At 51.4% G+C, this 22,627-nt stretch carries 23 protein-coding genes and 3 tRNA genes; 17 read left to right on the forward strand and 9 right to left on the reverse strand.

From position 1 onward, the window contains the following. Positions 1 to 74: 74 nt before the first annotated feature. Positions 75 to 1,193: an anhydro-N-acetylmuramic acid kinase gene (gene anmK / locus EYY67_RS10325; protein ID WP_095921481.1), complete on the reverse strand. Its 1,119-nt coding sequence runs from the start codon at positions 1,191 to 1,193 to the stop codon at positions 75 to 77. 394 nt (positions 1,194 to 1,587) lie between these two features. On the opposite strand from anmK, the gene EYY67_RS10330 reads away from it, so the two are divergent. Beyond that, entirely contained in the window at positions 1,588 to 2,058 is a 471-nt protein-coding gene (locus EYY67_RS10330; RefSeq protein WP_131693456.1) for an outer membrane lipoprotein, read from the forward strand. A 113-nt stretch (positions 2,059 to 2,171) separates the two neighbouring features. Here EYY67_RS10330 and slyA read toward each other — a convergent pair whose 3' ends face one another. Further along, positions 2,172 to 2,606 carry a transcriptional regulator SlyA gene (gene slyA, locus EYY67_RS10335; protein ID WP_095921479.1) on the reverse strand — a complete coding sequence of 145 codons (435 nt, stop codon included), beginning with the start codon at positions 2,604 to 2,606 and terminating at the stop codon, positions 2,172 to 2,174. Positions 2,607 to 2,800: 194 nt separating this feature from the next. On the opposite strand from slyA, the gene EYY67_RS10340 reads away from it, so the two are divergent. Genes EYY67_RS10340 through EYY67_RS10350 form a run of 3 tightly spaced genes read left to right on the forward strand, consistent with a single transcriptional unit; the run spans position 2,801 to position 5,946 of the window. Beyond that, complete coding sequence (locus EYY67_RS10340) at positions 2,801 to 3,025, forward strand: DUF1656 domain-containing protein (protein ID WP_095925101.1); 225 nt, start codon at positions 2,801 to 2,803, stop codon at positions 3,023 to 3,025. Positions 3,026 to 3,027: 2 nt separating this feature from the next. Continuing rightward, positions 3,028 to 3,885 carry an efflux RND transporter periplasmic adaptor subunit gene (locus tag EYY67_RS10345; RefSeq protein WP_095921478.1) on the forward strand — a complete coding sequence of 286 codons (858 nt, stop codon included), beginning with the start codon at positions 3,028 to 3,030 and terminating at the stop codon, positions 3,883 to 3,885. A gap of 9 nt (positions 3,886 to 3,894) precedes the next feature. Next, a complete protein-coding gene (locus EYY67_RS10350) occupies positions 3,895 to 5,946 on the forward strand; it encodes an FUSC family protein (protein WP_095921477.1) in 2,052 nt (683 codons plus the stop codon). A 4-nt stretch (positions 5,947 to 5,950) separates the two neighbouring features. Here the strand turns inward: EYY67_RS10350 and EYY67_RS10355 are convergent, their stop codons facing one another. Beyond that, complete coding sequence (locus EYY67_RS10355; RefSeq protein ID WP_131693457.1) at positions 5,951 to 6,847, reverse strand: aldo/keto reductase; 897 nt, start codon at positions 6,845 to 6,847, stop codon at positions 5,951 to 5,953. A gap of 106 nt (positions 6,848 to 6,953) precedes the next feature. Next, positions 6,954 to 7,193, reverse strand: coding sequence for a DUF1289 domain-containing protein (locus EYY67_RS10360; protein ID WP_131693458.1), 240 nt, complete (start codon positions 7,191 to 7,193; stop codon positions 6,954 to 6,956). Positions 7,194 to 7,393: 200 nt separating this feature from the next. Here EYY67_RS10360 and nemA point away from each other — a divergent pair, with 200 nt between their 5' ends. From nemA to rnt, 3 genes are all read left to right on the forward strand, one after another. Next, entirely contained in the window at positions 7,394 to 8,485 is a 1,092-nt protein-coding gene (nemA, locus tag EYY67_RS10365; protein ID WP_095921474.1) for an alkene reductase, read from the forward strand. Positions 8,486 to 8,648: 163 nt separating this feature from the next. After that, positions 8,649 to 9,056, forward strand: coding sequence for a lactoylglutathione lyase (gene gloA / locus EYY67_RS10370; RefSeq protein ID WP_013576081.1), 408 nt, complete (start codon positions 8,649 to 8,651; stop codon positions 9,054 to 9,056). 92 nt (positions 9,057 to 9,148) lie between these two features. After that, positions 9,149 to 9,859, forward strand: coding sequence for a ribonuclease T (gene rnt / locus EYY67_RS10375; protein WP_095921473.1), 711 nt, complete (start codon positions 9,149 to 9,151; stop codon positions 9,857 to 9,859). An 88-nt stretch (positions 9,860 to 9,947) separates the two neighbouring features. Here the strand turns inward: rnt and EYY67_RS10380 are convergent, their stop codons facing one another. After that, positions 9,948 to 10,289 carry a Grx4 family monothiol glutaredoxin gene (locus tag EYY67_RS10380; protein WP_015697793.1) on the reverse strand — a complete coding sequence of 114 codons (342 nt, stop codon included), beginning with the start codon at positions 10,287 to 10,289 and terminating at the stop codon, positions 9,948 to 9,950. Further along, entirely contained in the window at positions 10,270 to 10,398 is a 129-nt protein-coding gene (locus EYY67_RS24845) for a hypothetical protein (protein WP_267890961.1), read from the reverse strand. Before EYY67_RS24845 ends, EYY67_RS10380 begins: the two co-directional genes overlap by 20 nt. 354 nt (positions 10,399 to 10,752) lie before the next feature. On the opposite strand from EYY67_RS24845, the gene EYY67_RS10385 reads away from it, so the two are divergent. Then, the gene (locus tag EYY67_RS10385; protein WP_131693489.1) at positions 10,753 to 11,655 is read left to right on the forward strand and encodes a C40 family peptidase; all 903 of its coding nucleotides are present in this window, start codon (positions 10,753 to 10,755) and stop codon (positions 11,653 to 11,655) included. Between the two features lie 165 nt (positions 11,656 to 11,820). On the opposite strand, the gene cydH is transcribed toward EYY67_RS10385, so the two are convergent. Further along, on the reverse strand, positions 11,821 to 11,940 hold the full coding sequence (gene cydH, locus EYY67_RS24930) for a cytochrome bd-I oxidase subunit CydH (protein ID WP_095921471.1): 120 nt from the start codon (positions 11,938 to 11,940) through the stop codon (positions 11,821 to 11,823). Positions 11,941 to 12,243: 303 nt separating this feature from the next. Here cydH and purR point away from each other — a divergent pair, with 303 nt between their 5' ends. After that, positions 12,244 to 13,269 carry an HTH-type transcriptional repressor PurR gene (gene purR / locus EYY67_RS10395; RefSeq protein ID WP_095921470.1) on the forward strand — a complete coding sequence of 342 codons (1,026 nt, stop codon included), beginning with the start codon at positions 12,244 to 12,246 and terminating at the stop codon, positions 13,267 to 13,269. A gap of 39 nt (positions 13,270 to 13,308) precedes the next feature. On the opposite strand, the gene punR is transcribed toward purR, so the two are convergent. Then, complete coding sequence (punR, locus tag EYY67_RS10400; protein WP_131693459.1) at positions 13,309 to 14,214, reverse strand: DNA-binding transcriptional activator PunR; 906 nt, start codon at positions 14,212 to 14,214, stop codon at positions 13,309 to 13,311. 136 nt (positions 14,215 to 14,350) lie between these two features. Here punR and punC point away from each other — a divergent pair, with 136 nt between their 5' ends. Beyond that, positions 14,351 to 15,562: a purine nucleoside transporter PunC gene (gene punC / locus EYY67_RS10405; RefSeq protein ID WP_095921468.1), complete on the forward strand. Its 1,212-nt coding sequence runs from the start codon at positions 14,351 to 14,353 to the stop codon at positions 15,560 to 15,562. 361 nt (positions 15,563 to 15,923) lie between these two features. Continuing rightward, complete coding sequence (gene cfa, locus EYY67_RS10410; RefSeq protein ID WP_095921467.1) at positions 15,924 to 17,075, forward strand: cyclopropane fatty acyl phospholipid synthase; 1,152 nt, start codon at positions 15,924 to 15,926, stop codon at positions 17,073 to 17,075. 87 nt (positions 17,076 to 17,162) lie between these two features. Here the strand turns inward: cfa and EYY67_RS10415 are convergent, their stop codons facing one another. Continuing rightward, positions 17,163 to 17,816 carry a riboflavin synthase subunit alpha gene (locus EYY67_RS10415; protein WP_095921466.1) on the reverse strand — a complete coding sequence of 218 codons (654 nt, stop codon included), beginning with the start codon at positions 17,814 to 17,816 and terminating at the stop codon, positions 17,163 to 17,165. Between the two features lie 254 nt (positions 17,817 to 18,070). Between EYY67_RS10415 and EYY67_RS10420 the strand changes: the two genes are divergently transcribed. The 6 genes from EYY67_RS10420 (at position 18,071) to EYY67_RS10445 (ending at position 22,445) form a co-directional block, all read left to right on the forward strand. Continuing rightward, on the forward strand, positions 18,071 to 19,444 hold the full coding sequence (locus tag EYY67_RS10420; protein WP_095921465.1) for an MATE family efflux transporter: 1,374 nt from the start codon (positions 18,071 to 18,073) through the stop codon (positions 19,442 to 19,444). A 220-nt stretch (positions 19,445 to 19,664) separates the two neighbouring features. Beyond that, positions 19,665 to 19,741, forward strand: a tRNA-Val gene (locus EYY67_RS10425). Positions 19,742 to 19,770: 29 nt separating this feature from the next. Continuing rightward, positions 19,771 to 19,847, forward strand: a tRNA-Val gene (locus tag EYY67_RS10430). Positions 19,848 to 19,876: 29 nt separating this feature from the next. Beyond that, a tRNA-Val gene (locus EYY67_RS10435) sits at positions 19,877 to 19,953 on the forward strand. A 549-nt stretch (positions 19,954 to 20,502) separates the two neighbouring features. Next, the gene (gene pykF, locus EYY67_RS10440; protein WP_015697801.1) at positions 20,503 to 21,915 is read left to right on the forward strand and encodes a pyruvate kinase PykF; all 1,413 of its coding nucleotides are present in this window, start codon (positions 20,503 to 20,505) and stop codon (positions 21,913 to 21,915) included. A gap of 293 nt (positions 21,916 to 22,208) precedes the next feature. Continuing rightward, positions 22,209 to 22,445: a major outer membrane lipoprotein gene (locus EYY67_RS10445; protein ID WP_056773575.1), complete on the forward strand. Its 237-nt coding sequence runs from the start codon at positions 22,209 to 22,211 to the stop codon at positions 22,443 to 22,445. Positions 22,446 to 22,627: the final 182 nt, after the last annotated feature.

Here is a 22,627-nt window from a genome sequence, read left to right on the forward strand (position 1 = left end):
CTGATGGTCTTCGTTTATCTCTTGTATGTACCACGCCCGCAGGCGCAGCACATTGAGATAAAACCGAGAACGCATCAGGCGCGGGTGGAAACTACCGGATATATCGCCCCCAGCAGCGTTTCACGGCTTGCGCCGGTCACCGACGGAAGATTACCCGACTGGCCGGATAACGTCCTGAACGCCAGCCAGGCGAAGGCCAGCGCTTCCATGTCATCACCACTGATACCGCAGGCATCGGTAATACAGACTTCCGTGCCGGGCAGCATGGCGGACATCCGCGCCATCAGCAGCGGATTGCGCGCGCCGCCGCCGCAGACCATCAGGCGATCACAACCGCCCGCCAGCTGAACCTGCTCGGCGATGCTGACCGCTGTCAGTTCGGCGAGGGTGGCCTGTACATCCGCCGCAGGAATTTCCGGGACGCGTGACAGCTGTTTTTCCAGCCACGCGGCGTTGAAATATTCCCGTCCGGTGCTTTTTGGCGCGGGCTCAGCAAAGTAAGGATCTGACAGCATCTGTTGCAACAGACGCAAATTCACCCGTCCCTGCATGGCCCATTCGGCGTTTTTATCATAAGGTTTGGCCTGATGACGCCAGATCCACGCATCCATCAGCATATTGCCCGGCCCGGTGTCATAGCCGCGTACCGGCTGGCCCGGCAGCAGCATCGACAGGTTCGCGATGCCGCCGATATTGAGGATCATCCGCCGCTCTGCCGGATCCGACAACAGCGCCTGATGGAAAGCCGGAACCAGCGGTGCGCCCTGCCCGCCCCAGGCCATGTCGCGACGGCGGAAATCGCCGACGGTAGTGATACCGGTCATGGCGGCGATACGGTTGTTATCCCCCAGTTGCATCGAGAACGTCACTTCGCCTTTTGGCTGATGCCAGACGGTCTGTCCGTGACAGCCAATCGCCGTCACCTCTTCAGGGGCAATATTGGCGCTTTTCAGCAACCCGAGGATCGCTTCACCGAATAATATTCCCAGCTGGGTATCCAGCGTGCCGACCTGTTCGAGAGTCACCTGTTGCCCCTGACACATACTGAGGATGGCATTTTTCAGCGCAGGGGGAATGGGATGCGAATAGCTGGCCTGTTGCGCGACCATACGTTCATCAATCGCGGCCAGCACGACGTCAACACCGTCGAGGCTGGTGCCGGACATGACCCCGATATAGCGACCTGACTTCATAGATAACATCCTAAACTCCCGAGAAAAGTGTCCGACAAAAGTAATAGCTCCAGAGTAATCGGTATTTGAATGACAACGCCATGAGTTACTGAATTTTTATTACACCTTGTGATGACTTCGTGTTTTTCTTGTTACGTTTTTTTATTCTTCAAAATACCTGTGAGGCTTTAATAACCAATAACATCATTTCCCGTCAGTATTTTTGATTTGGCACAAGGCTGTCTAAAACCTAAACCTGCGTTTATTATTAGTTGAGCACGGCTGCTGTATACTTGGAGTAAGTGAAGCAGATATGTTATATGACACCTTCGACACTGATGTTGAACCCTGTACCGTTTTTCTCTGTTGTTGGCGCTCTTCTAAGCAGTTCAGCAGCATTAAAAAGGAGCTATTTATGATTAAGCGTTTACTCGTCGTCGCACTGGCCGGCGTTTCCCTTGCTGGCTGCGTCAGCGATAACTCTCTGTCTGGCGATGTGTACTCCGCCTCTCAGGCGAAACAAATTCAGCAGGTTACCTACGGTACTATCGTCTCTACCCGTGCCGTACAAATCCAGGGCGGTGACGATGCCAATATCGTCGGGGCACTGGGTGGCGCCGTCTTAGGTGGCTTCCTCGGTAACACCGTCGGTGGCGGTACGGGTCGTAGTCTGGCGACGGCTGCCGGTGCTGTGGCGGGGGGCGTTGCAGGTCAGGGCGTACAAAGCACACTTAACCGTTCTAACGGTGTAGAGCTGCAAATCCGTCGTGATGACGGCACAACCATTCAGGTGGTTCAGAAAGCCGGCCCGACCAAATTCAGCGTCGGCCAGCGTGTCAGCATGGCGAGCAGCGGCAGCACCATTACCGTTTCTCCGGGCGCCTGATTTCCCTTGCCCTGAAGCAAAAAACCGAAGCCAATGGCTTCGGTTTTTTTATGGGTCGAACTTAACCGGCAGATCAAAAGCAACGCTGTGTGACGGACTAAAAGAGGTGATTCTTATGATTTGCTTTGCAGGGAAGCAATATTTTTTTCCAGCCGGGACAACATCCCGCCCAGTTGTTCAATTTCAGCAGAAGACATGCCGGACAAAATCTCTTTGCGCGTGGAATCAATCACTGACTCCATCTCATTGATGATTGGCGCGGCTTCTTCTGTCAGCTTGATGCGCTTAGCACGGCGATCGCTCGCACATGTCTGACGGGTGATCAGCTTCTTTTCTTCCAGCTGATCCAGGGTACGAACCAGAGACGGTTGCTCAATCCCGATGGCTTTCGCCAGCTGAATTTGCGACTGTTCCGGTGGTAACATATTGATATTATGTAAAGTTACCCAATGTGTTTGCGTGAGTTCCAACGGTTTTAACCGATCGTCAATCAACGCACGCCAGGCACGAACTAATCGTGCTAGATCTGACCCCAGATTCGATTCCAATTATCCCCTCCTTATAATTAGCATGCTAAGATAACTCCCCAGAGTTTAGCTTAGTTTTAGGAACTTTAATCGAGAAATTACAATTCTATATATAATGGTAGGTACTATTGCATCCGGAAGCGGCGTCTCTGCTTCCAAAGGTAAACTTGTTTATAACACAATCACCGGCAGAGATTAATATTGTGAATGCGCAAATGTTTCACTCAGGCTTCCCGCTACCGGATCTGGTCCTGGGTGCCTCACTTTATTTCCCCCCGATGTTCAAAGCATTTTTACTGGGGTTAGTATTCTGGCTGCTGATACACCGGGTGCTGCGTGACTGGATTTATTCCGGTGAAGTCTGGCATCCCACCCTGATGGATTTATCTCTTTTTGTGATCTCTATTTGTGCCGCCCTGATGCTTATGGTGAACCTCTGAAAATGAAATTTAAGACACTCAAATATTTCTCCACGGTGCTGGTTTTCGCGGTCGCAATATGCGCAGGTTGGTGGATGTGGAATTATTATATGCAGTCTCCCTGGACCCGCGACGGGAAAGTACGGGCCGAGATTGTCGATATCACGCCGGAAGTGTCCGGGCGAATTATTGATATCCATATCCATGATAATCAGTTTGTTAAACGCGGTGACGCCCTGTTTAGCCTCGATCCGGTGCCGTTTAAAATTGCCGTTGATAATGCCGATGCGGCAGTGGCAAAAGCGGCGGCTGATTTAGCGAAGGCCAATCATGAGGCGCAGCGCCGCAGAGGACTGGGCACCAACGTTATTTCCGCTGAATCTCTGGATGAATCGAATATCAATGCCAAATCGATGCAGGCGGCCTATCAGGCTGCGCAGGCGTCATTAGAACAAGCTAAATGGAATCTGAGTAAAACCAATATTGTGGCCCCTGCTGATGGTTATATCACCAATTTACAAACCCGCCGGGGTAACTATGCCACCACCGGCACACCGCTGGTCGGGCTGGTAGATATTCATTCGTTTTACGTGCTCGGCTATTTCGAAGAAACCAAACTTAAGAATATTCGTGAAGGCAGTCAGGCAGAGATCACGTTATTTAATGGCAATATTCCTTTGCAGGGTCGGGTAGAAAGTATTGGCCGCGCCATTTATGACCAGAGTCTCGACACGCCGGAAGATTTACTGATGAACGTGAAACCGAATGTCCCGTGGGTCAGGCTGGCGCAACGCGTGCCGGTGCGTATCAAACTGGAAAATGTGCCGGAACATGTGGTTCTGGTGGCCGGTACCACCTGCACCATTTCGATTCGCCATTAAGGCTGCCCGGTGAACCTTTCCTGGCTCGAATGGAAAAATACCCCGTGGGGAAAAGCCACCGGCGGGCAATGGCGTTATGCCCTGCGCAATTCCATCGCGATGATTCTGGCGCTGTATATCGCGTTTGAATTCCAGATGGATGAGCCTTACTGGGCACTGACGTCAGCGGCCGTCGTGAGTTTCCCGACGGTCGGCGGCGTGATCAGCAAGAGCATTGGACGTATCATCGGCAGCCTGCTGGGCGCAATGGGCGCGGTGTTTATCGCCGGACATTGCCTCAATGAACCGTGGCTGTTTACCTTTGCCATTGCCGCGTGGCTGGGTCTTTGCACCTATATCTCGAACCATTATCAGAATAACGTCTCCTACGCCTTTGCGCTGGCGGGTTATACCGCGGCGATCATCGCGTTCTCGACGGTCGATGTGACCGATCCGACGCAGATATTTGATATTGCCCAGGCCCGCGTCGGTGAAGTCATTACCGGTATTTTATGCGGCGGTTTTATGATGATGGTGCTGCCCAGCACCTCCGACGGCGACGCCCTGCTCACCTCGCTGCGCAAGATGCACACGCAGTTGCTGGAACACGCCCAACTACTGTGGCGCACTGAAATTTCCGATCAAATCAGAACCTCGCACGAAGGGCTGATCGGCCAGATTCTGACCATGAACCTGCTGCGCATTCAGGCGTTCTGGAGCCACTACCGGCTGCGGCGTCAGAACAACGTGCTGAATTATCTGCTGCATCAGCAATTACGCATGACCAGTTATATTTCCAGCCTGCGTCGTATGCTGCTCAACTGGCCACACCCGCCGGAGAATTTACCGGAGGTGCTGGCGGTACTGCTCGACGAACTGCGCAGGCCCGATACCGATAAATATAAGCTGTCGAAAATTCTGCAACACATCCGGCCGCAAGACACCTCGGATTTCCGCCATCAGGCATTCTGGCTGCGTTTACGCGATTTCTGCTGGCTGTACCTGCGCAGTGAACGCTGGTTACGCCGGGTAGAAAATGCCAATGCGGCGGAAGCTGAGAACATCCAGCCGCCGAAAATCAGCCATCTGGCGCAACATACCGACACGGTGGAAGCCGCCTATAACGGCCTGCGGACTTTCCTGTGCATCGTGATCGGCTGCGCGTTCTGGATGACCACGCAATGGGATTCCGGCGCCGGTGCGGTGGCACTCACCGCCGTCAGCTGCGTGCTGTATTCTTCAACCACCTCACCGATCAGCAGTGTCACCCTGCTGATCAAATCGCTGGGCTTATTGTTTGCCGGTTGCTTCCTGCTCAAATTCGGATTGATGATCCAGCTCGACAGCTTCTGGGTTTTCTGTGCCTTCTTCCTGCCGATGTTAGTCACCATGCAGATGATGAAACTGCAATACAAACGTTATGCCGGTTTATGGGGTCAACTGATTGTTTTTATGGGATCATTTCTGGCCGTTACCAATCCCCCGGACTATGACTATCAGGCTTTTATGAATGACGGCGTGGCAAAAATTGCCGGTGTGATGCTGGCAGGGATTGCCTTTCAGGTATTAAGGCCAAGTTCTGATAAACGTAAAAGCCGCCGCATTATCCGCGCCCTGCGCCGTGATTTTATGGATCAGCTGAGCCGCAAACCGTCGCTGAGCCATTTCCAGTTTGAGTCGCTGATTTATCACCGGATGAATCAGCTCAATCAGAGTAAGGATCAGATCTCGCGTACCTGGTTGTTGCGCTGGGGTGTGGTGCTGCTCAATTGCAGCCACATCGTCTGGCAATTACGTGAATGGGAAACCCGCTCTGACCCGCTTTCTGCGGTGCGTGACGTCTGTATTCATTGCCTGAAAGGCGTGATGACGGAGCGCGGCGTCAGCCATGAAAATCTGGACGCCACGCTGATCGAACTGTTGCGGATGAGCAATTCACTGGCTCATCATCCTGAACCGGCGGCGCGTGAACTGGCCGGTGTGATCTGGCGTTTATACTGCTCGCTTTCTCAGTTGCAGCAGGCCATCTCAACAGACGATGGCCCGGCGGGTCCGGTGGTCAGCACCACGAAACCCGCGTAAGACATTACGGAACGTCGTAACCGATCGCCGCTTTACGGATGCGGAACCAGTGCTGGCGGGTCATATTCAGGGACAATGACTGCCAGGCGGATTGCACGCGCTCAATTTTGCCGGAACCGATAATCGGCAACGGCTGCGATGGCAGACGCATCACCCAGGCGTAAACCACCTGCTCGATGGTGTCTGCGCCAATTTCCTGCGCAACGGCCTGAAGTTCATCGCGCAGTGGCTGGAACTCCGCCTCGCTGAACAGACGACCACCGCCCAGACAAGACCAGGCCATCGGTCTGATACGCAGTTGCTGGCAAAGATCCAGCGTGCCGTCCAGAATGGCGGGCTGATGGATTGGCGATATCTCCACCTGATTGGTCACCAGCGAAAAAGGCAGGCGCGACTGTAACAGGCTGAACTGCGCTGGCGTGAAGTTGGACACGCCGAAATGCTTCACTTTGCCGCTTTTATGTAACTGCGTGAACGCCTCTGCCACTTCATCGGCATCCATCAGCGGATCAGGACGGTGGATCAGCAGAAGATCCAGATAATCCGTCTGCAGATTGCTCAGCGATTTCTCGGCACGCGCCACGATATAGTTTTTATCAGTAATGTAATGCCCGATTTTATTGTCCGGATCCGCTTTGGTTGCGATGCCACATTTGCTGACCAGTTGCATTTTCTCGCGCAACGCCGGTTTAAGACGTAATGCCTCACCAAACGCCGCCTCGCACTGATAATCGCCATAGATATCGGCATGGTCAGCCGTGGTGATACCCAGCTCAATGTGCTGTTCCATAAACGCCAGCACCTGTTGCGGCGTCATATTCCATTCCATCAGGCGCCAGTAACCGCAAATCAGTTTTGAGAAATTCGGGCCTTGCGGAGAAATCGTGGTACGAGCTTCCATTTTGATTCCTTTATATTTTTCGTAAATTCATCCGACAGAATACACAACCGGATGAACGCTGTATTGATGCCGGCGGGGGAAATACAAAGAAGTGAGAGGTACGCACTCAAAACAGTTCCGGTTGCTCCGGCAGAGGCTCATCCGGTTGTTTTCCGGCCCGCTGCTGACGCAGTAAACGCTGCTGGCATAAGCGCAGGACATGGCGTTTTTCCGCGTCGTTCATTTTCATCCAGCCGAAACGTTCCTCGCGGCTGCGCAGGCAACCACGGCAATAACCGCGCTCGTCAGCCTGACAAATGCCACGGCACGGACTGGGGATTTCAAAAAACTCAAGTTGCTGGGCCACACGCCCTCCGCCAATAACGGTGAACTTTCATTCAAGACGTTTTCCGGCTATCCCGCAAGGTGATTTGTGAAAAGGCACTGTGCGCGTAGTCACCGGGGCTGTTGATACGGTAAAAAGGGGGCATAACGACCTGATCGCATCACCGGAAACCTTTTTATTAACCGTATGCGGATCAATCCATTAACTTCGGAGTGACTGAAATGAGTAAGCTTTTCACGCCAATCGTTGTTGGCAAAAACACCCTGCCTAACCGCGTTTTTATGGCGCCGCTGACCCGTCTGCGCAGCATCGAACCAGGTGATATCCCTACGCCGCTGATGGGGGAATACTATGCCCAGCGCCACAGTTCCGGGTTGATCATTACCGAAGCCACACAGGTGTCCTTCCAGGCGAAAGGTTACGCCGGTGCGCCTGGCCTGCATACGCCTGAGCAAGTCGCGGCATGGAAAAAAATCGTCGCCGGTGTGCATCAGAAAGACGGTCGCATTGCCGTTCAGCTGTGGCACACCGGTCGCATTTCGCACAACAGCGTACAGCCGGACAACCAGACGCCGGTTGCGCCCTCGGCTGTGAATCCGAATACCCGTACCAGCCTGCGCGACGAACAGGGCCACGCCATTCGTGTCGATTGTCCGACGCCACGCGCGCTGGAACTGAGCGAAATTCCGGGCATCGTGAATGATTTCCGTCACGCGGCTGCCTGCTCCGCCGAAGCCGGTTTCGATTACATCGAACTGCATGCCGCGCACGGTTACCTGCTGCACCAGTTTATGTCTCCGGCCTCTAACCTGCGCGAAGATCAGTACGGCGGCAGCATTGAAAACCGTACCCGCCTGACGCTGGAAGTGGTGGATGCCGCCATTGACGCCATCGGCGCAGACCGTGTGGGGATCCGTATTTCTCCGATGGGGCCATTCAACGGGCTGGACAACGGCGAAGACCAGGAACAGGCGGCGATTTATCTGCTCGACGAACTGAACAAACGCAAACTGGCCTATCTGCACATTTCAGAACCAGACTGGGCAGGCGGCAAACCTTATACCGCAGAATTCCGTGCGGTGATCCGTGCGCATTATCAGGGCGTGATTGTCGGCGCAGGCGCTTACACCGCCGAAAAAGGCGAAGAGCTGATCGAAAAAGGTTACATCGATGCCGTGGCCTTTGGCCGCAGTTATATCGCCAACCCGGATCTGGTTGAACGCCTGAAATCCCATGCGCCGCTTAACGAGCCGAAACCGGAAACCTTCTACGGCGGCGGTGCTCAGGGCTACACAGACTATCCGACACTGTAATCAATAAAAATTAATGCACCCTTGTTTGCAGCAGCTGAGTACCCTCCGGCTGCTGCTTTTTTTGGTCAGTCATTCAACAACCGGTTGGCGTAATACAGACAAAACGGCAGCTATCGGTTAGGCTTGACCCGATAATTCTCATCCTGCAAATAAAGAGGAACCTATGCGTTTACTCCATACCATGCTTCGTGTTGGCGATCTGCAACGCGCTATCAGTTTCTATACCGATGTGTTAGGCATGCGCCTGCTGCGCACCAGCGAGAACACCGAATATAAATATTCCCTGGCCTTTGTCGGCTATACCGAAGAAAGCGAAGGCGCGGTGATCGAACTGACCTATAACTGGGGCGTCGACAGCTACGATATCGGCACCGCTTACGGTCATATCGCGCTCGGCGTGGATAACGTGGCACAAACGTGTGACGACATCCGCAATGCAGGTGGCAAAGTCACCCGCGAAGCCGGCCCGGTGAAAGGCGGCTCGACCATTATTGCGTTTGTTGAAGATCCGGACGGTTACAAAATCGAACTGATTGAATCCAAACATGCCGGTCAGGGTCTGGGCAATTAATTCACCCTGAATGCTGCAAGGGGCGCTACCGCGCCCTTTTTTATTGCCCGATTTTTGCCACACCCCTGCAAGCGGCGGCAAAATTTGTCATAATGCGCGCTGAATTCGATGAAGATAAGAAACTAATGGCCGAGAATAGTGACATTAACGCCCTGAGAGGCCGTTTCCGTGGTTTTTATCCGGTGGTTATTGATGTAGAAACTGCCGGATTTAATGCCCAAACCGATGCGTTGCTGGAAATAGCGGCGATCACCCTGAAGATGGATGAGGACGGCTGGCTGCAAAGCGATGAGACCGTACATTTCCATGTTGAACCTTTCGAGGGGTCAATTCTGGTGCCGGAAGCACTGGCATTCAATGGTATCGATCCGACGAACCCGCTGCGCGGGGCAGTCAGCGAATATGACGCCCTGCACGAGATTTTCAAAGTCATCCGTAAGGGCATGAAAGAGCAAAACTGCAACCGTGCCATTATCGTGGCGCATAATGCCAATTTCGATCACAGTTTCCTGATGGCAGCAGCGGAACGTGCCGGGCTGAAACGCAATCCGTTCCACCCTTTCGCGACATTCGATACCGCCGCCTTGAGCGGTCTGGTGCTGGGGCAAACGGTTCTGGCGAAAGCCTGTATCAGCGCGGGAATGGTGTTTGACAGCAGTCAGGCGCATTCCGCGTTATATGACACCGAACGCACCGCAGAACTGTTTTGTGAGCTGGTAAACCGCTGGAAACGCCTGGGCGGCTGGCCGCTGGCGATGACCGCAGACGAAGCCGAAACGGCACCGGAAGAAAATCAGCAATAGCGGATTGAGTGCGGATAGCAGACAAAAAAAGAGCGACATGATGTCGCTCTTTTTATTCGCCAGCTACAAGACCGGCTCTTCTCAGACATTACTCTTCAGAAGATTTGTATTTCTCAGCCGTTTCTTTGATCAGCTGTTGCAGTTCGCCACGCTGGAACATCTCAACCACGATGTCACAACCGCCAACCAGTTCACCATCAACCCACAACTGCGGGAAGGTTGGCCAGTTAGCAAACTTAGGCATCTCAGCGCGGATATCCGGGTTCTGCAGGATATCAACGTAAGCGAAACGTTCGCCACAAGCGGAAAGCGCCTGAACGGCCTGAGCGGAGAAACCGCAGCTTGGCAGTTTTGGAGAACCTTTCATGTACAGCAGAATCGGGTTTTCAGAAACTTGCTTCTGAATCTTTTCAATCGTTGGAGTGGTCATTTCTTGCTTCCTCAAGCCGGTACAGGCTGTCACGGTCATTACTCTTCACGCGCAGCACACAAAGACGGTGCGCAAACACAATGCCTTCTATTGTAACGATGGCTGCCACCAGATAAAAACGCCATTTTTTGTGGGGTCTTTCTCAATACTGGCATTTTATTAAACAATTTTCGGCGCCTGGGTTCAGGTTCACATATTTAAAGATTCATCGAGAATAACATTTTTGGCGTTCAACGATAATGTCAGATTTGCAAAATCCCATTCTTTAACTCAAATATTAACCTGATGAAAAATGGTTATTTTATTGACTAAAAATGGCGGTTATTTCGACATAAAAAAAGCTATTAACTTTTTCTCACAATATGATCTAGAATCGAGTCAATTCGTGCTTTTTTGTCGGGTTCTTTTAGGCAATACTCTGACAACCCTGATGTTTAACCCTACCACTCATGGTAACGAAGCTATGCGCTTACTGTTCACGCTTTTTGTGCTGCTCTTTACCCAGCTTTTCCTCAATATCGCCCATGCATCGCCACAGACGCGCGTCTCTGCCGATCAGCGAAAGAGCCATGTTAATCAGGCCGCCCCTGAAGAACGCCGAAAGCGAAAGACCGCCGCCGCCAAAATCAATAAAAAATCAAAAATCGCGCCGGTAACAGAACAAAAAACACAGGACAAGAATTCGAAGAAGAAAGTAAAAAGTACTGAACTGGTTAAACGAAAGGCTACTTCTGATAAAAGCGTAAAAACGACCCGGGCTGAGAGTAAAAAAGAAAAGACCCTCAGGACCACGCGGGCCGAGAGCAAGACCGAGAAACAAACCAAAACCCGTGCACTGGCAAAAAACAGCAGCGCAAAGGTCAGTAAGAAAGACGCTTATGGCCGCCACCGCAAGGGCAAGAAGCTCCGAGAAGAAGACAGCAAACCGATTACGCTGAGCGCGACACACAAAAAACGTTATCAGCACGCACAGCAAACGGCGATGACCAAGCTGATGCACCAGGTCGGCAAACCGTATCGCTGGGGCGGCACCTCTCCCAACACCGGTTTTGATTGCAGTGGCTTAGTCTATTATGCCTACAAAGATTTGATTCGCATTAAGATGCCACGCACAGCGAATGAAATGTACCATCTGCGCGATGCGGCACCGGTCAAACGCGGTGAACTGGAAAGCGGCGATCTGGTGTTTTTCAGAATTAATAATCGCGGCGCAGCAGACCATGTGGGTGTTTATGTCGGTAATGGCAAATTCATCCAGTCGCCAAGAACCGGTGAAGACATTAAAATCACCTCACTGGGCGATGATTACTGGCAAGATCACTATGTGGGCGCACGTCGGGTAATGACCCCGAAAACGATCCGATAATAAACAATTCGTTAAGTCTGAAGTTTCGCTAATCAGCCAATGAATAGCATTTAACGAAGAGTTTCTGCAGGGAAGAATGTCGGCGGATAAGGTGACTGCATCACATTGAAAAGGGCGATACCTGTTACCGGGATCGCCCTTTTTTATTGCGGATCGCTTATAAAATCAGTTCATTACCGCAGTAAAGCTGAAAGCGATAATCATAAGCAAAGCGCATACCGTGGTGATCAACGATAATTTCAGGTTGCTGTCCATCAAACCCCCTTTCGGATCAAGTTGTGGCATTTTTTAAGCCACACTAAATGTGTGCCAACGCATTTTCTCATAATTCACATTTAAAATCTTGTGCTGAATGACAATGCTGTCATGAGAATTTTGCTTCCACTTTCCTGCATTATAAGAGAAAATTGTCGGTTACCACGCCTGTGTGCCGGTCGATTTCACCCGAGAGCATTTCACGCCTCATTCTGAAGAATCCACCCAACGATTTCACTGCCCTTTTAGAAGTCAGCAGTTAAATCCACGCAAGCAAACGATTAACATAATGCTAACGTGCTGAAACACGTGAGTTCAGGAGTCATTGTTTACATGGCAACGATTAAAGATGTCGCAAAGCGCGCTGGCGTTTCCACTACAACCGTGTCGCACGTCATCAATAAAACACGTTTCGTCGCCGAAGAAACTAAAGCTGCGGTTCTTCTTGCCATCAAGGACTTACACTATTCGCCAAGCGCCGTGGCGCGCAGCCTGAAGGTTAATAACACCAAAACGATCGGTCTGCTGGCCACCTCCAGTGAAGCGCCCTATTTCGCCGAAGTGATTGAAGCTGTCGAAAACAGCTGCTTCTCCAAAGGCTACACGCTGATTTTGTGTAATTCGCACAACAATCTGGAGAAACAACAGGCTTACCTGCAGATGCTGGCGCAAAAACGCGTCGATGGCTTGCTGGTGATGTGCGCGGAATATCCCGACGAACTGCTTAATATGCTGGAGGAGTACCGCTCAATCCCGATGGTCGTCATGGACTGGGGCGAGGCGCGTAAAAACTTCACCGACAGCATTATTGATAATGCTTTCGAGGGCGGCTACATGGCCGGTCGTTATCTGATTGAACGCGGTCATCGCGATATTGGTGTGATCCCGGGGCAACTGGCGCGTAATACCGGCGGCGGTCGTTTTCAGGGTTTTGTGAAGGCACTGACCGAAGCCAATATTCCTCTGCGTGATGAATGGGTCGTTCAGGGCGATTTTGAACCGGAATCCGGCTATCAGGCGATGCATAAAATCCTGATGCAGAAAAGCCGCCCTACTGCGGTGTTCTGTGGCGGTGACGTGATGGCGATGGGCGCCATTTGTGCTGCCGATGAGCTTGGCCTGCGGGTTCCGCAGGATATCTCTGTGATCGGCTATGACAATGTGCGTAATGCCCGCTATTTCTCACCGGCGCTGACCACGGTTCATCAGCCTAAAGAGCGTCTGGGCGAAATGGCTTTTACCATGTTGCTGGACAGAATTGTCAGTAAGCGCGAAGAATCGCAGACCATCGAAGTGCATCCGAAACTGGTTGAACGCCGTTCCGTGGCCGACGGTCCGTACCGCGACTACCGCCGTTAATTGTGTAACTACGCCTGCCTGTGCAGGCGTTTTTTTTTGCTAATCCCGCAACCATTCCTCATTCATCGTTTCTGTATCGCCCATATAGTCCAGTAACCACGCCAGTGACGGCGACGAATTGCTCTGGTCCCACGTCAGACAACACGGGCTGTCGGGGAAACGGTTTTCCAGTGTCAGCACCTGCAATTTATTCTGTTCTATCCACGGGATGACGCGATGAACCGGCATCATGCCGACACATAATCCTTCTGTCAGGCATTCCAGCGCACAGGTCCAGTCAGGCACCACCAGACGTCGCTGGTTGTCGAGCGTCCAGGTATCGCGTTTGGGCAATGTGCGGGAGGTGTCTTCCAGACAGAGCGCCGGATAAGGCCGCAGCTGGTCATCCCTGAGCGAACCGGACAACTGCGCCAGCGGATGTTGAGGGCTGACCACGCAGTGCCAGTCCATGAATCCCATGTCGCGAAAATTAAACCGGCCACCCACCGGTATGGCTCTCGTGGCACCAATAGCCACATCCGCCCTTCCGTCCACCAGCGCATCCCAGACACCGTTAAACACTTCCGAGTGGATGATCAGTTCCGTATCGGGAAAATGGCGGTAAAAATCAAGTACCAGCCTTCGCGTCCGCGCGGGTTTAACAATCCGGTCTACCGCCACGCGTAGTTCGCCGCGCCAGCCGTTAGCGACCTGCTGACACTGGCGACGGGTGGCTATCATTTTTTTTGTCAGAATGCGGGCTTCATCGACAAAAACCTTGCCCGCAGGCGTCAGCACCACGTCACGATGACGGCGCTCAAATAACGGCACTGCCAGCCATTGTTCAAGCTGCCGGACGGTATAGCTGATGGCAGAAGGCACGCGGTGTAAATCCTGCGCCGCGGCACTAAAGCTGCCCGTTCTTGCCACCGCATCCACCACATCAAGAGCGTATTCTGACCACATATTTTAGCCTTCAATTTTTTTGATAGCAGAGTGCAAATATTAGCGTTTCACAACGCTGTTATCAAAGCGTTAAACTCCGCCTCCGGTACGTAATCTGCGTCAAATCACCTGCAATCACGACATTAACGAGACAATAATGAAACCCTCCTTTGGATTTATGCTCTATCTCGCGGGACTGAGCATGCTCGGCTTTTTAGCCACCGACATGTACCTTCCTGCCTTCAGCGCCATGCAAACCAGTCTGACAACCAGTCCGGGCATGATCAGCGCCAGCCTGAGTATTTTTCTCGGCGGCTTTGCCATCGGCCAGTTGTTGTGGGGGCCGCTGTCTGATCGCATCGGCCGTAAACCAGTATTGCTCATTGGGCTGACACTGTTTGCAGTGGGTTGTCTGGGTGTGTTGTGGGTTGAAAACGTGCGCGCCCTGCTGGCCTTGCGTTTCCTGCAGGCAATGGGCGTTTGTGCGGCAGCCGTCACCTGGCAGGCCATCGTCGTTGACCGTTTTCCGGCGGATGTGGCTAAAAAAACCTTCGCCAGCATTATGCCGCTGGTGGCGCTTTCCCCTGCCCTCGCCCCGTTGCTCGGCGCATGGGTGCTGAATCATTTTGACTGGGAAGCGATCTTTGCCCTGCTGACCGTCGTGGCTGTTGTTCTGTTGATCACCACGCTGACATTGCGCGAAAACAAACCTGCGCCACAGGCCAAAGCCGATAAAGCGGGCTTTGGCACCTTGCTTAAATCACGGGTTTACAGCGGTAACGTCATGATTTACGCCGCCTGTTCCGCTGGTTTCTTCGCGTGGCTGACCGGTTCACCGTTTATTTTAAGCGACATGGGCTATTCCCCTGGTGCCATTGGCCTGAGTTATGTTCCGCAGACCATCGCGTTCCTGCTGGGCGGTTTCGGCTGTCGCGTTCTGATCAGTAAGCTGGACGGAAACCGGATTTTGCCGTGGTTACTGGCAGGTTATGCGGTGAGTATGGTGAGTTTGTTCTGTATCGGGATGTTCACCCATGCCGGACTGATCAGCCTGTTGATCCCGTTCTGTTTAATGGCTCTGGTGAATGGTGCAATCTATCCAATTGTTGTCGCAAATGCCTTAATGCCATTTCCTGCTAATACAGGGAAAGCGGCGGCGTTGCAGAATACCCTGCAACTGGGGCTGTGTTTCCTCGCCAGTCTGCTGGTTTCCGCATTTATTGTGCAACCATTAATGGCGACAGTCACAATCATGCTGTCTACACTATTGTTGGTGGTTTTGGGCCGGTGGCTGTCACTGAGACCAGAAAGTACTCTGGATGTGAAACAGAAATCCGGGCAGGAAGCTCAGCGCGGGCAGGCGAATTAAGGGTGATAATGACCTTAAGTAACAATCACTTAACGGGCATTTTCATTTGCGACGATTAACTATTGAGAATGCCTGCCTGCGAGCCTATACTCAACAAAACCCAATAAAATAGCATTTTTACAAAACTTTTATTACATACTTAAGCCCGACGCGCGGACAGCGTCACACTATTTTTTATAGTGCGTTTTTCAAGGACGATTTCCCTGCACGCCCCCGGCGCGCAGGTGTTCTTCTAATTTCCTCTGTTGGTGTCGGATATTGGACGAGGCGCTGAGTCGTCTGTTCTCATAAAGACCTGCAAAAATAGCCTTTGCTTTTCCCGGCAGGTTAATAAGTCAGAAGAGAAAGTGATGGAGAAGCTATGAGTTCATCGTGTATAGAAGACCAAAGCATTCAGGACAATCAGTGGTACCGCATCGCCAGTGAAATGCTGGCGATGGCAGATATTCAGGTAAATGGTAATCGTCCTTTCGACCTTAAAGTAAAAAACACTGACTTCTTTAAGCGTGTTTTACAGGAAGGTTCTCTGGGCCTCGGCGAAAGTTATATGGACGGTTGGTGGGAATGCGACCGTCTGGATATCTTTTTCCAGCGCGTTCTTCGTGCCGGTTTGGAAAATAAACTCCCCCACCATTTTAAAGATACCTTGCGTATCGCGGCGGCACGCCTGACCAATTTGCAATCACGCAAACGGGCATGGATTGTCGGCAAAGAGCATTATGATCTGGGCAATGATTTATTCAGCCTGATGCTCGACCCTTATATGCAATATTCCTGTGGTTACTGGAAGGACGCCACTACGCTTGAAGAAGCGCAGGAAGCAAAACTCAAAATGATCTGCGATAAGCTGCAATTAAAACCGGGCCTGCGCTTGCTGGACATCGGTTGCGGCTGGGGTGGATTATCCGAGTATGCTGCCCGGCATTATGGCGTGAGCGTCGTGGGTGTTACGATTTCCGCTGAACAACAAAAACTCGCCCAGAAACGCTGCGAAGGTCTGGATGTCACCATCCTGTTGCAGGATTACCGTGACCTCAACGATCAGTTTGACCGCATTGTCTCTGTCGGGATGTTCGAACATGTGGGTCCGAAAAATTATCAGACCTACTTTAATGTCGCCAAACGCAATATCAAACCTGACGGCATTTTCCTGCTGCACACCATCGGTTCTAATAAAACAGATCTGAATGTCGACCCGTGGATTGATAAATACATCTTCCCGAACGGTTGTCTGCCGTCTGTTCAGCAAATTGCGCAAACCAGTGAATCATTGTTCGTAATGGAAGACTGGCACAACATTGGTGCGGATTATGATCGTACGCTGATGGCGTGGCATGAACGTTTCCAGAAATACTGGCCGGAACTGGCAGAAAAATATGGGGATCGTTTCCACCGCATGTTTACTTACTACCTCAATGCTTGTGCGGGTGCGTTCAGAGCCCGTGACATTCAGTTGTGGCAGGTGGTCTTCAGCCCTGAAGGGGTTGATGGCGGGATGCGCGTTCCGCGTTAATGGCAGTATGACGTGACCAAAAAAAACCGGACATTCAACGTCCGGTTTTTTTATGTCTGTAAATCACCTGAAAAGGCACTATCCGGCTTATTCGGCTTTATCGATCATCGCCTGTGCCGTTGCCATCGCTGCTTCGCGGCTGGCTAAGACGCGCTCGACGGTATCGACGATCGCCTGTGTTTGCGGATCGATTTCGATATTAATCTTGTCGCCCAGACGCTTGGTACCCAGCGTTGTACGCTGAAGCGTTTCCGGAATCAGATGCACACAGAAACGGGTACGGGTCACTTCGCCGATGGTGAGACTAATACCATCAATGCCGATATACCCTTTATGTAATACATATTTCATCAAATCTTCATGTGGCATACGGAACCAGATCTGACGGTTATTTTCTGATGTCAGAATTTTTGCGACTTCCGCAGTACAAATAATATGACCAGACATTAAATGTCCGCCAATTTCGTCATTAAAGCGCGCGGCGCGTTCCAGATTAACCTGGTCACCTTCTTTCAGATCACCGAGATTGGTCAGACGCAGTGTTTCTTTCATCAGGTCAAAGCTGACCAGATCGCCGTTGACTTCGGTCACCGTCAGACAGCACCCGTTGTGCGCAACCGACGCACCAAGTTGCAGGTTATCCAGCATATCTTCAGGTAAACGAACAACATGGGTACGGAAATTGGGTTTCTCGTCGACAGACACTACCGTTCCGGTGCCCTGTACAATTCCGGTAAACATAGCCTTTTCCTCAATGTTTGAATCTGTTGTATTAAAACGTCACTTCCGCCAGTTTGCCGCAGAATTAATTGAAAGCCAATTTTCTGCGGTAAGAAATAGCACCGTCCGCTTCAATTTCATTATTTAACCGGCTGTTAACAGCTTTGTTTGCTTAAAAATACCGACGATGTACAATCTTCGGACTATTTTTCTCTGTTCAATGCCGCGTCTTGTGGCTTTTTTTATTCAATATAATCAACAAAAAAGGTGTATCTGTGCAGAAGTACCTTGCAGAAGCGCGGGTGTTATTAGCGCTTGCCATCCCGGTCATCCTTGCGCAAATAGCTCAAACCTCCATGGGCGTGGTGGACACTATAATGGCCGGCTCCGTCAGCGCAACGGACATGGCTGCCGTCGCCGTCGGTACCTCCATCTGGTTGCCCGCGATTTTATTCGGTCACGGCTTATTATTGTCGCTGACACCAACCATTGCACATCTCAATGGCGCAGGCCGCCGCGACAAAATAGGTCATCAGGTCCAGCAGGGTTTCTGGCTGGCTTCCGGCGTCTCCGTTCTGGTCATCGCGGTGTTGTATCAGAGCAACCATATTCTCGACCTGATGCACAATATTGATCCTGAGCTGAAAGCGAAAGCCGTCGGCTATCTGCACGCCATCATGTGGGGCGCGCCGGGCTATCTGTTTTTCCAGGTGCTGCGCGATCAGTGTGAAGGGTTGTCCAAAACTAAGCCGGGCATGGTCTTCGGCTTTATCGGCCTGCTGGTCAATATTCCTGTTAACTACATTTTCATTTACGGGAAATTTGGTGCGCCCGCGCTCGGCGGTGTGGGCTGCGGCGTGGCAACCGGCACGGTGTATTGGGTGATGTTCTTTATGATGCGCATTTATGTGCGCCACAATCGCGCCCTGCGTGATACTCAGCCACATTCGCGCTTTGCTAAACCTGACTGGCCGACGCTGCGCCGCCTGATCCAGTTAGGCATGCCGATTGCGCTGGCCTTATTTTTCGAAGTGACGCTATTTGCGATCGTTGCCCTGCTGGTCTCCCCGCTGGGTATCGTGGCGGTTGCCAGCCACCAGATCGCCCTGAATGTCGGTTCGCTGATGTTTGTGATCCCCTTATCGCTGGGGGTTGCTGCCACCATCCGGGTAGGCTCACGGCTGGGTGAATCCTCCGTCGAGGGCGCAAAAGTGGCTGCTTATACCAGTATCTGCACGGGCATTATGATGGCCTGTTGCACCAGTCTGACGGCCATCATTTTCCGCGAGGACATTGCTTCTCTTTATAATGACAGCCCGGAAGTGGTGACGCTGGCGTCGCATCTTTTAATCTTTGCGGCGCTGTTCCAGATTTCAGATGCGGTACAGGTTATCGGCAGCGGCGTGTTGCGGGGCTATAAAGACACACGTTCAATCTTCTATATTACCTTTGTGGCCTACTGGGTGCTGGGGCTGCCGGTGGGATATACCCTCGGTCTGACCGATTTTCTGGTGCCACGTATGGGGCCGAGCGGTTTCTGGTGCGGATTTATTCTGGGCCTGTCCTTCGCCGCGTTGATGATGACGTTACGGATGCGCTGGTTGCAGAAACAGCCCTCTTATACCATTTTGCAAAAAGCGGGCCGTTGATCCCCTTCCGCTTTCCGCGGGCCGTGAATGTATGTCCCGGTGCGCGGAATTTTCAGCCAGTACGCTGGCTGTTATGCCTAAAAAAACAACGCAATGCACATAAGCTCGGCAGTCACGCACAATATGACAGGAAAATGTCTTTTTTCCCTTGCCAGTATTCAGAGAGGTCGTTAATATTCGTCCCCGTCGCCAACACTGGCTGACGAAAAAGAAAAACGATGCGTCCGTAGCTCAGTTGGTTAGAGCACCACCTTGACATGGTGGGGGTCGGTGGTTCGAGTCCACTCGGACGCACCATCTTTCTTAGCAGTACCGTTGCATATTGTGCGTCCGTAGCTCAGTTGGTTAGAGCACCACCTTGACATGGTGGGGGTCGGTGGTTCGAGTCCACTCGGACGCACCATCTTTCTTAGCAGTACCGTTGCATATTGTGCGTCCGTAGCTCAGTTGGTTAGAGCACCACCTTGACATGGTGGGGGTCGGTGGTTCGAGTCCACTCGGACGCACCAAAGCAACTTTCGAAGCTCTCCTCTTGCAACACACTCCCTCAAAACACCCTGAATACTTCCTGAAAGATTTCTCATGACCTTTTGAATTTACGTTAAGTCATCCGTTTGTATTTTTTTAAGATTATTTCCCGTATGTGTCATTTTTGAAAGTTGCGTGAACAAAGCGTTATCGCCTGTGCTTTCCCCACTGCCCGCATTGGATAATTTCAAAACAACGTTCCGAAATCTGCGCTAAGCTTGCGCCGCATCACGTTTTTTATTTGGTTTCCCAACCTGATCCCCTCTATAATACGCATCGTCTCTTCGATTGAATGGTTTCAGCCCCTTGATCTGTCGATATCGCACTTATAAAAGCGTGACCACTCCAGTAGCGATGATAAATCGCACAAATCGCTATGCTTTGGCTGAACTTACTACACCATTCCTTTCACAGTCTTCTACGCTTAGTAATGATTTGATTCAACCAGGCAACACCCCAATTCCGCGCGGGCAGCCATGCTGTCAGGCAAACACTTTTCCAATCCATCACAACTTGTAGATAAAATCGTCATGAAAAAGACCAAAATTGTTTGTACCATCGGCCCGAAAACCGAATCCGAAGAAATGCTGACCAAACTGCTTGATGCAGGCATGAACGTTATGCGTCTGAACTTCTCGCACGGTGATTATGAAGAGCACGGTCAGCGCATTCAAAATATCCGCAACGTGATGGCGAAGACCGGTCACAAAGCGGCAATTCTGCTGGACACCAAAGGTCCTGAAATCCGCACCATGAAACTGGAAGGCGGCAAAGACGCTTCTCTGGTTGCGGGCCAGACTTATACCTTTACCACTGACCAAAGCGTGATCGGTAACACCGAACGTGTTGCTGTCACTTATCAGGGCTTCGCCGCTGATCTGAAAATCGGCAACACCATTCTGGTGGACGATGGTCTGATCGGCATGGAAGTGACTAACGTCACCGAAACTGAAGTGACCTGTAAAGTGCTGAACAATGGCGATCTGGGCGAAAACAAAGGCGTTAACCTGCCAGGCGTTTCTATCGCTCTGCCAGCGTTGGCTGAAAAAGATAAGCGCGACCTGATCTTCGGTTGCGAACAAGGCGTTGATTTCGTTGCGGCTTCTTTCATCCGTAAACGTTCTGACGTTCTGGAAATCCGCGAACACCTGAAAGCACACGGTGGCGAGCACATTCAGATCATCTCCAAAATCGAAAACCAGGAAGGCCTGAACAACTTCGACGAAATCCTCGAAGCTTCTGACGGTATCATGGTTGCACGTGGCGACCTGGGCGTTGAAATCCCGGTTGAAGAAGTGATCTTCGCGCAGAAGATGATGATTGAGAAATGTAACCGTGCGCGCAAAGTGGTCATCACCGCGACGCAAATGCTCGATTCCATGATCAAAAACCCACGCCCTACCCGCGCTGAAGCTGGCGACGTGGCGAACGCCATCATCGACGGTACCGACGCAGTCATGCTGTCCGGTGAAAGTGCGAAAGGTAAATACCCGCTGGAAGCAGTGACTATCATGGCCACCATCTGCGACCGTACTGACCGCGTGATGCAAAGCCGCATCGATGGCCAGAACGAAAATCGCAAACTGCGCATCACTGAAGCAGTGTGCCGCGGTGCTGTTGAAACAGCTGAGAAACTGGATGCACCATTGATCGTGGTCGCAACCAGCGGCGGTAAATCAGCAAAAGCCGTGCGTAAATACTTCCCGCATGCGACTATCCTTGCCCTGACCACCAATGAAATCACTGCACGTCAGTTAATCCTGACAAAAGGCGTAGTGACTCAGCTGGTGAAAGAGATTGCTTCTACTGACGACTTCTACCGTATCGGTAAAGAAGCCGCGATTGAAAGTGGTCTGGCTCAGAAAGGTGATATCGTTGTCATGGTTTCTGGCGCACTGGTTCAGAGCGGCACAACCAATACTTCTTCGGTGCATGTTGTTTAATTAAAAACGTGACCATGAGCATTAATGAGCGCCGCAAAATGTGGCGCTCATTTATTCAAAAAGTATCTTGTTTCATAAAAAGTGCTAAAAGCGGTCGCTGCAAAATTGGGATAAGTCCCATGGAATACGGCTGTTTTCGCTGCAATTTTTAACTTTTTCGTAAAAAAAGATGCTTCTTTGAGCGAACGATCAAAATATAGCGTTTACCGGCAAAAAATTATTCTCATTAGAAAATAGTTTGTGTAATACTTGTAACGCTACATGGAGATTAACTTAATCTAGAGGGTTTTATAATGAATCGCACTAAACTGGTACTGGGCGCTGTAATCCTGGCTTCAACTATGCTGGCTGGTTGTTCAAGCAATGCTAAAATCGACCAACTGTCTTCAGACGTTTCTACTCTGAACTCTAAAGTTGACCAACTGAGCAACGACGTGAACGCAATGCGTTCTGACGTTCAAGCAGCTAAAGACGATGCAGCTCGCGCTAACCAACGTCTGGACAACCAAGCTCACGCTTACAAGAAGTAATATTTACTTCTCTAGTTCAATGGCGCACTCAGTGCGCCATTTTTTTTGCCTGCAAAACGCTTTCCCTTCTCCTGCCCACCTGTCAATCATCAATCCTGTATGGCTATAAAACGCCTTCTATCGCCCTCCTGAATGTCAGACATAAAAAAGGAGCCATAATGGCCCCTTATGATTACATCCCA

It is taken from the genome of Rahnella victoriana (genome assembly GCF_004330295.1).
Lineage (GTDB): Bacteria > Pseudomonadota > Gammaproteobacteria > Enterobacterales > Enterobacteriaceae > Rahnella > Rahnella victoriana.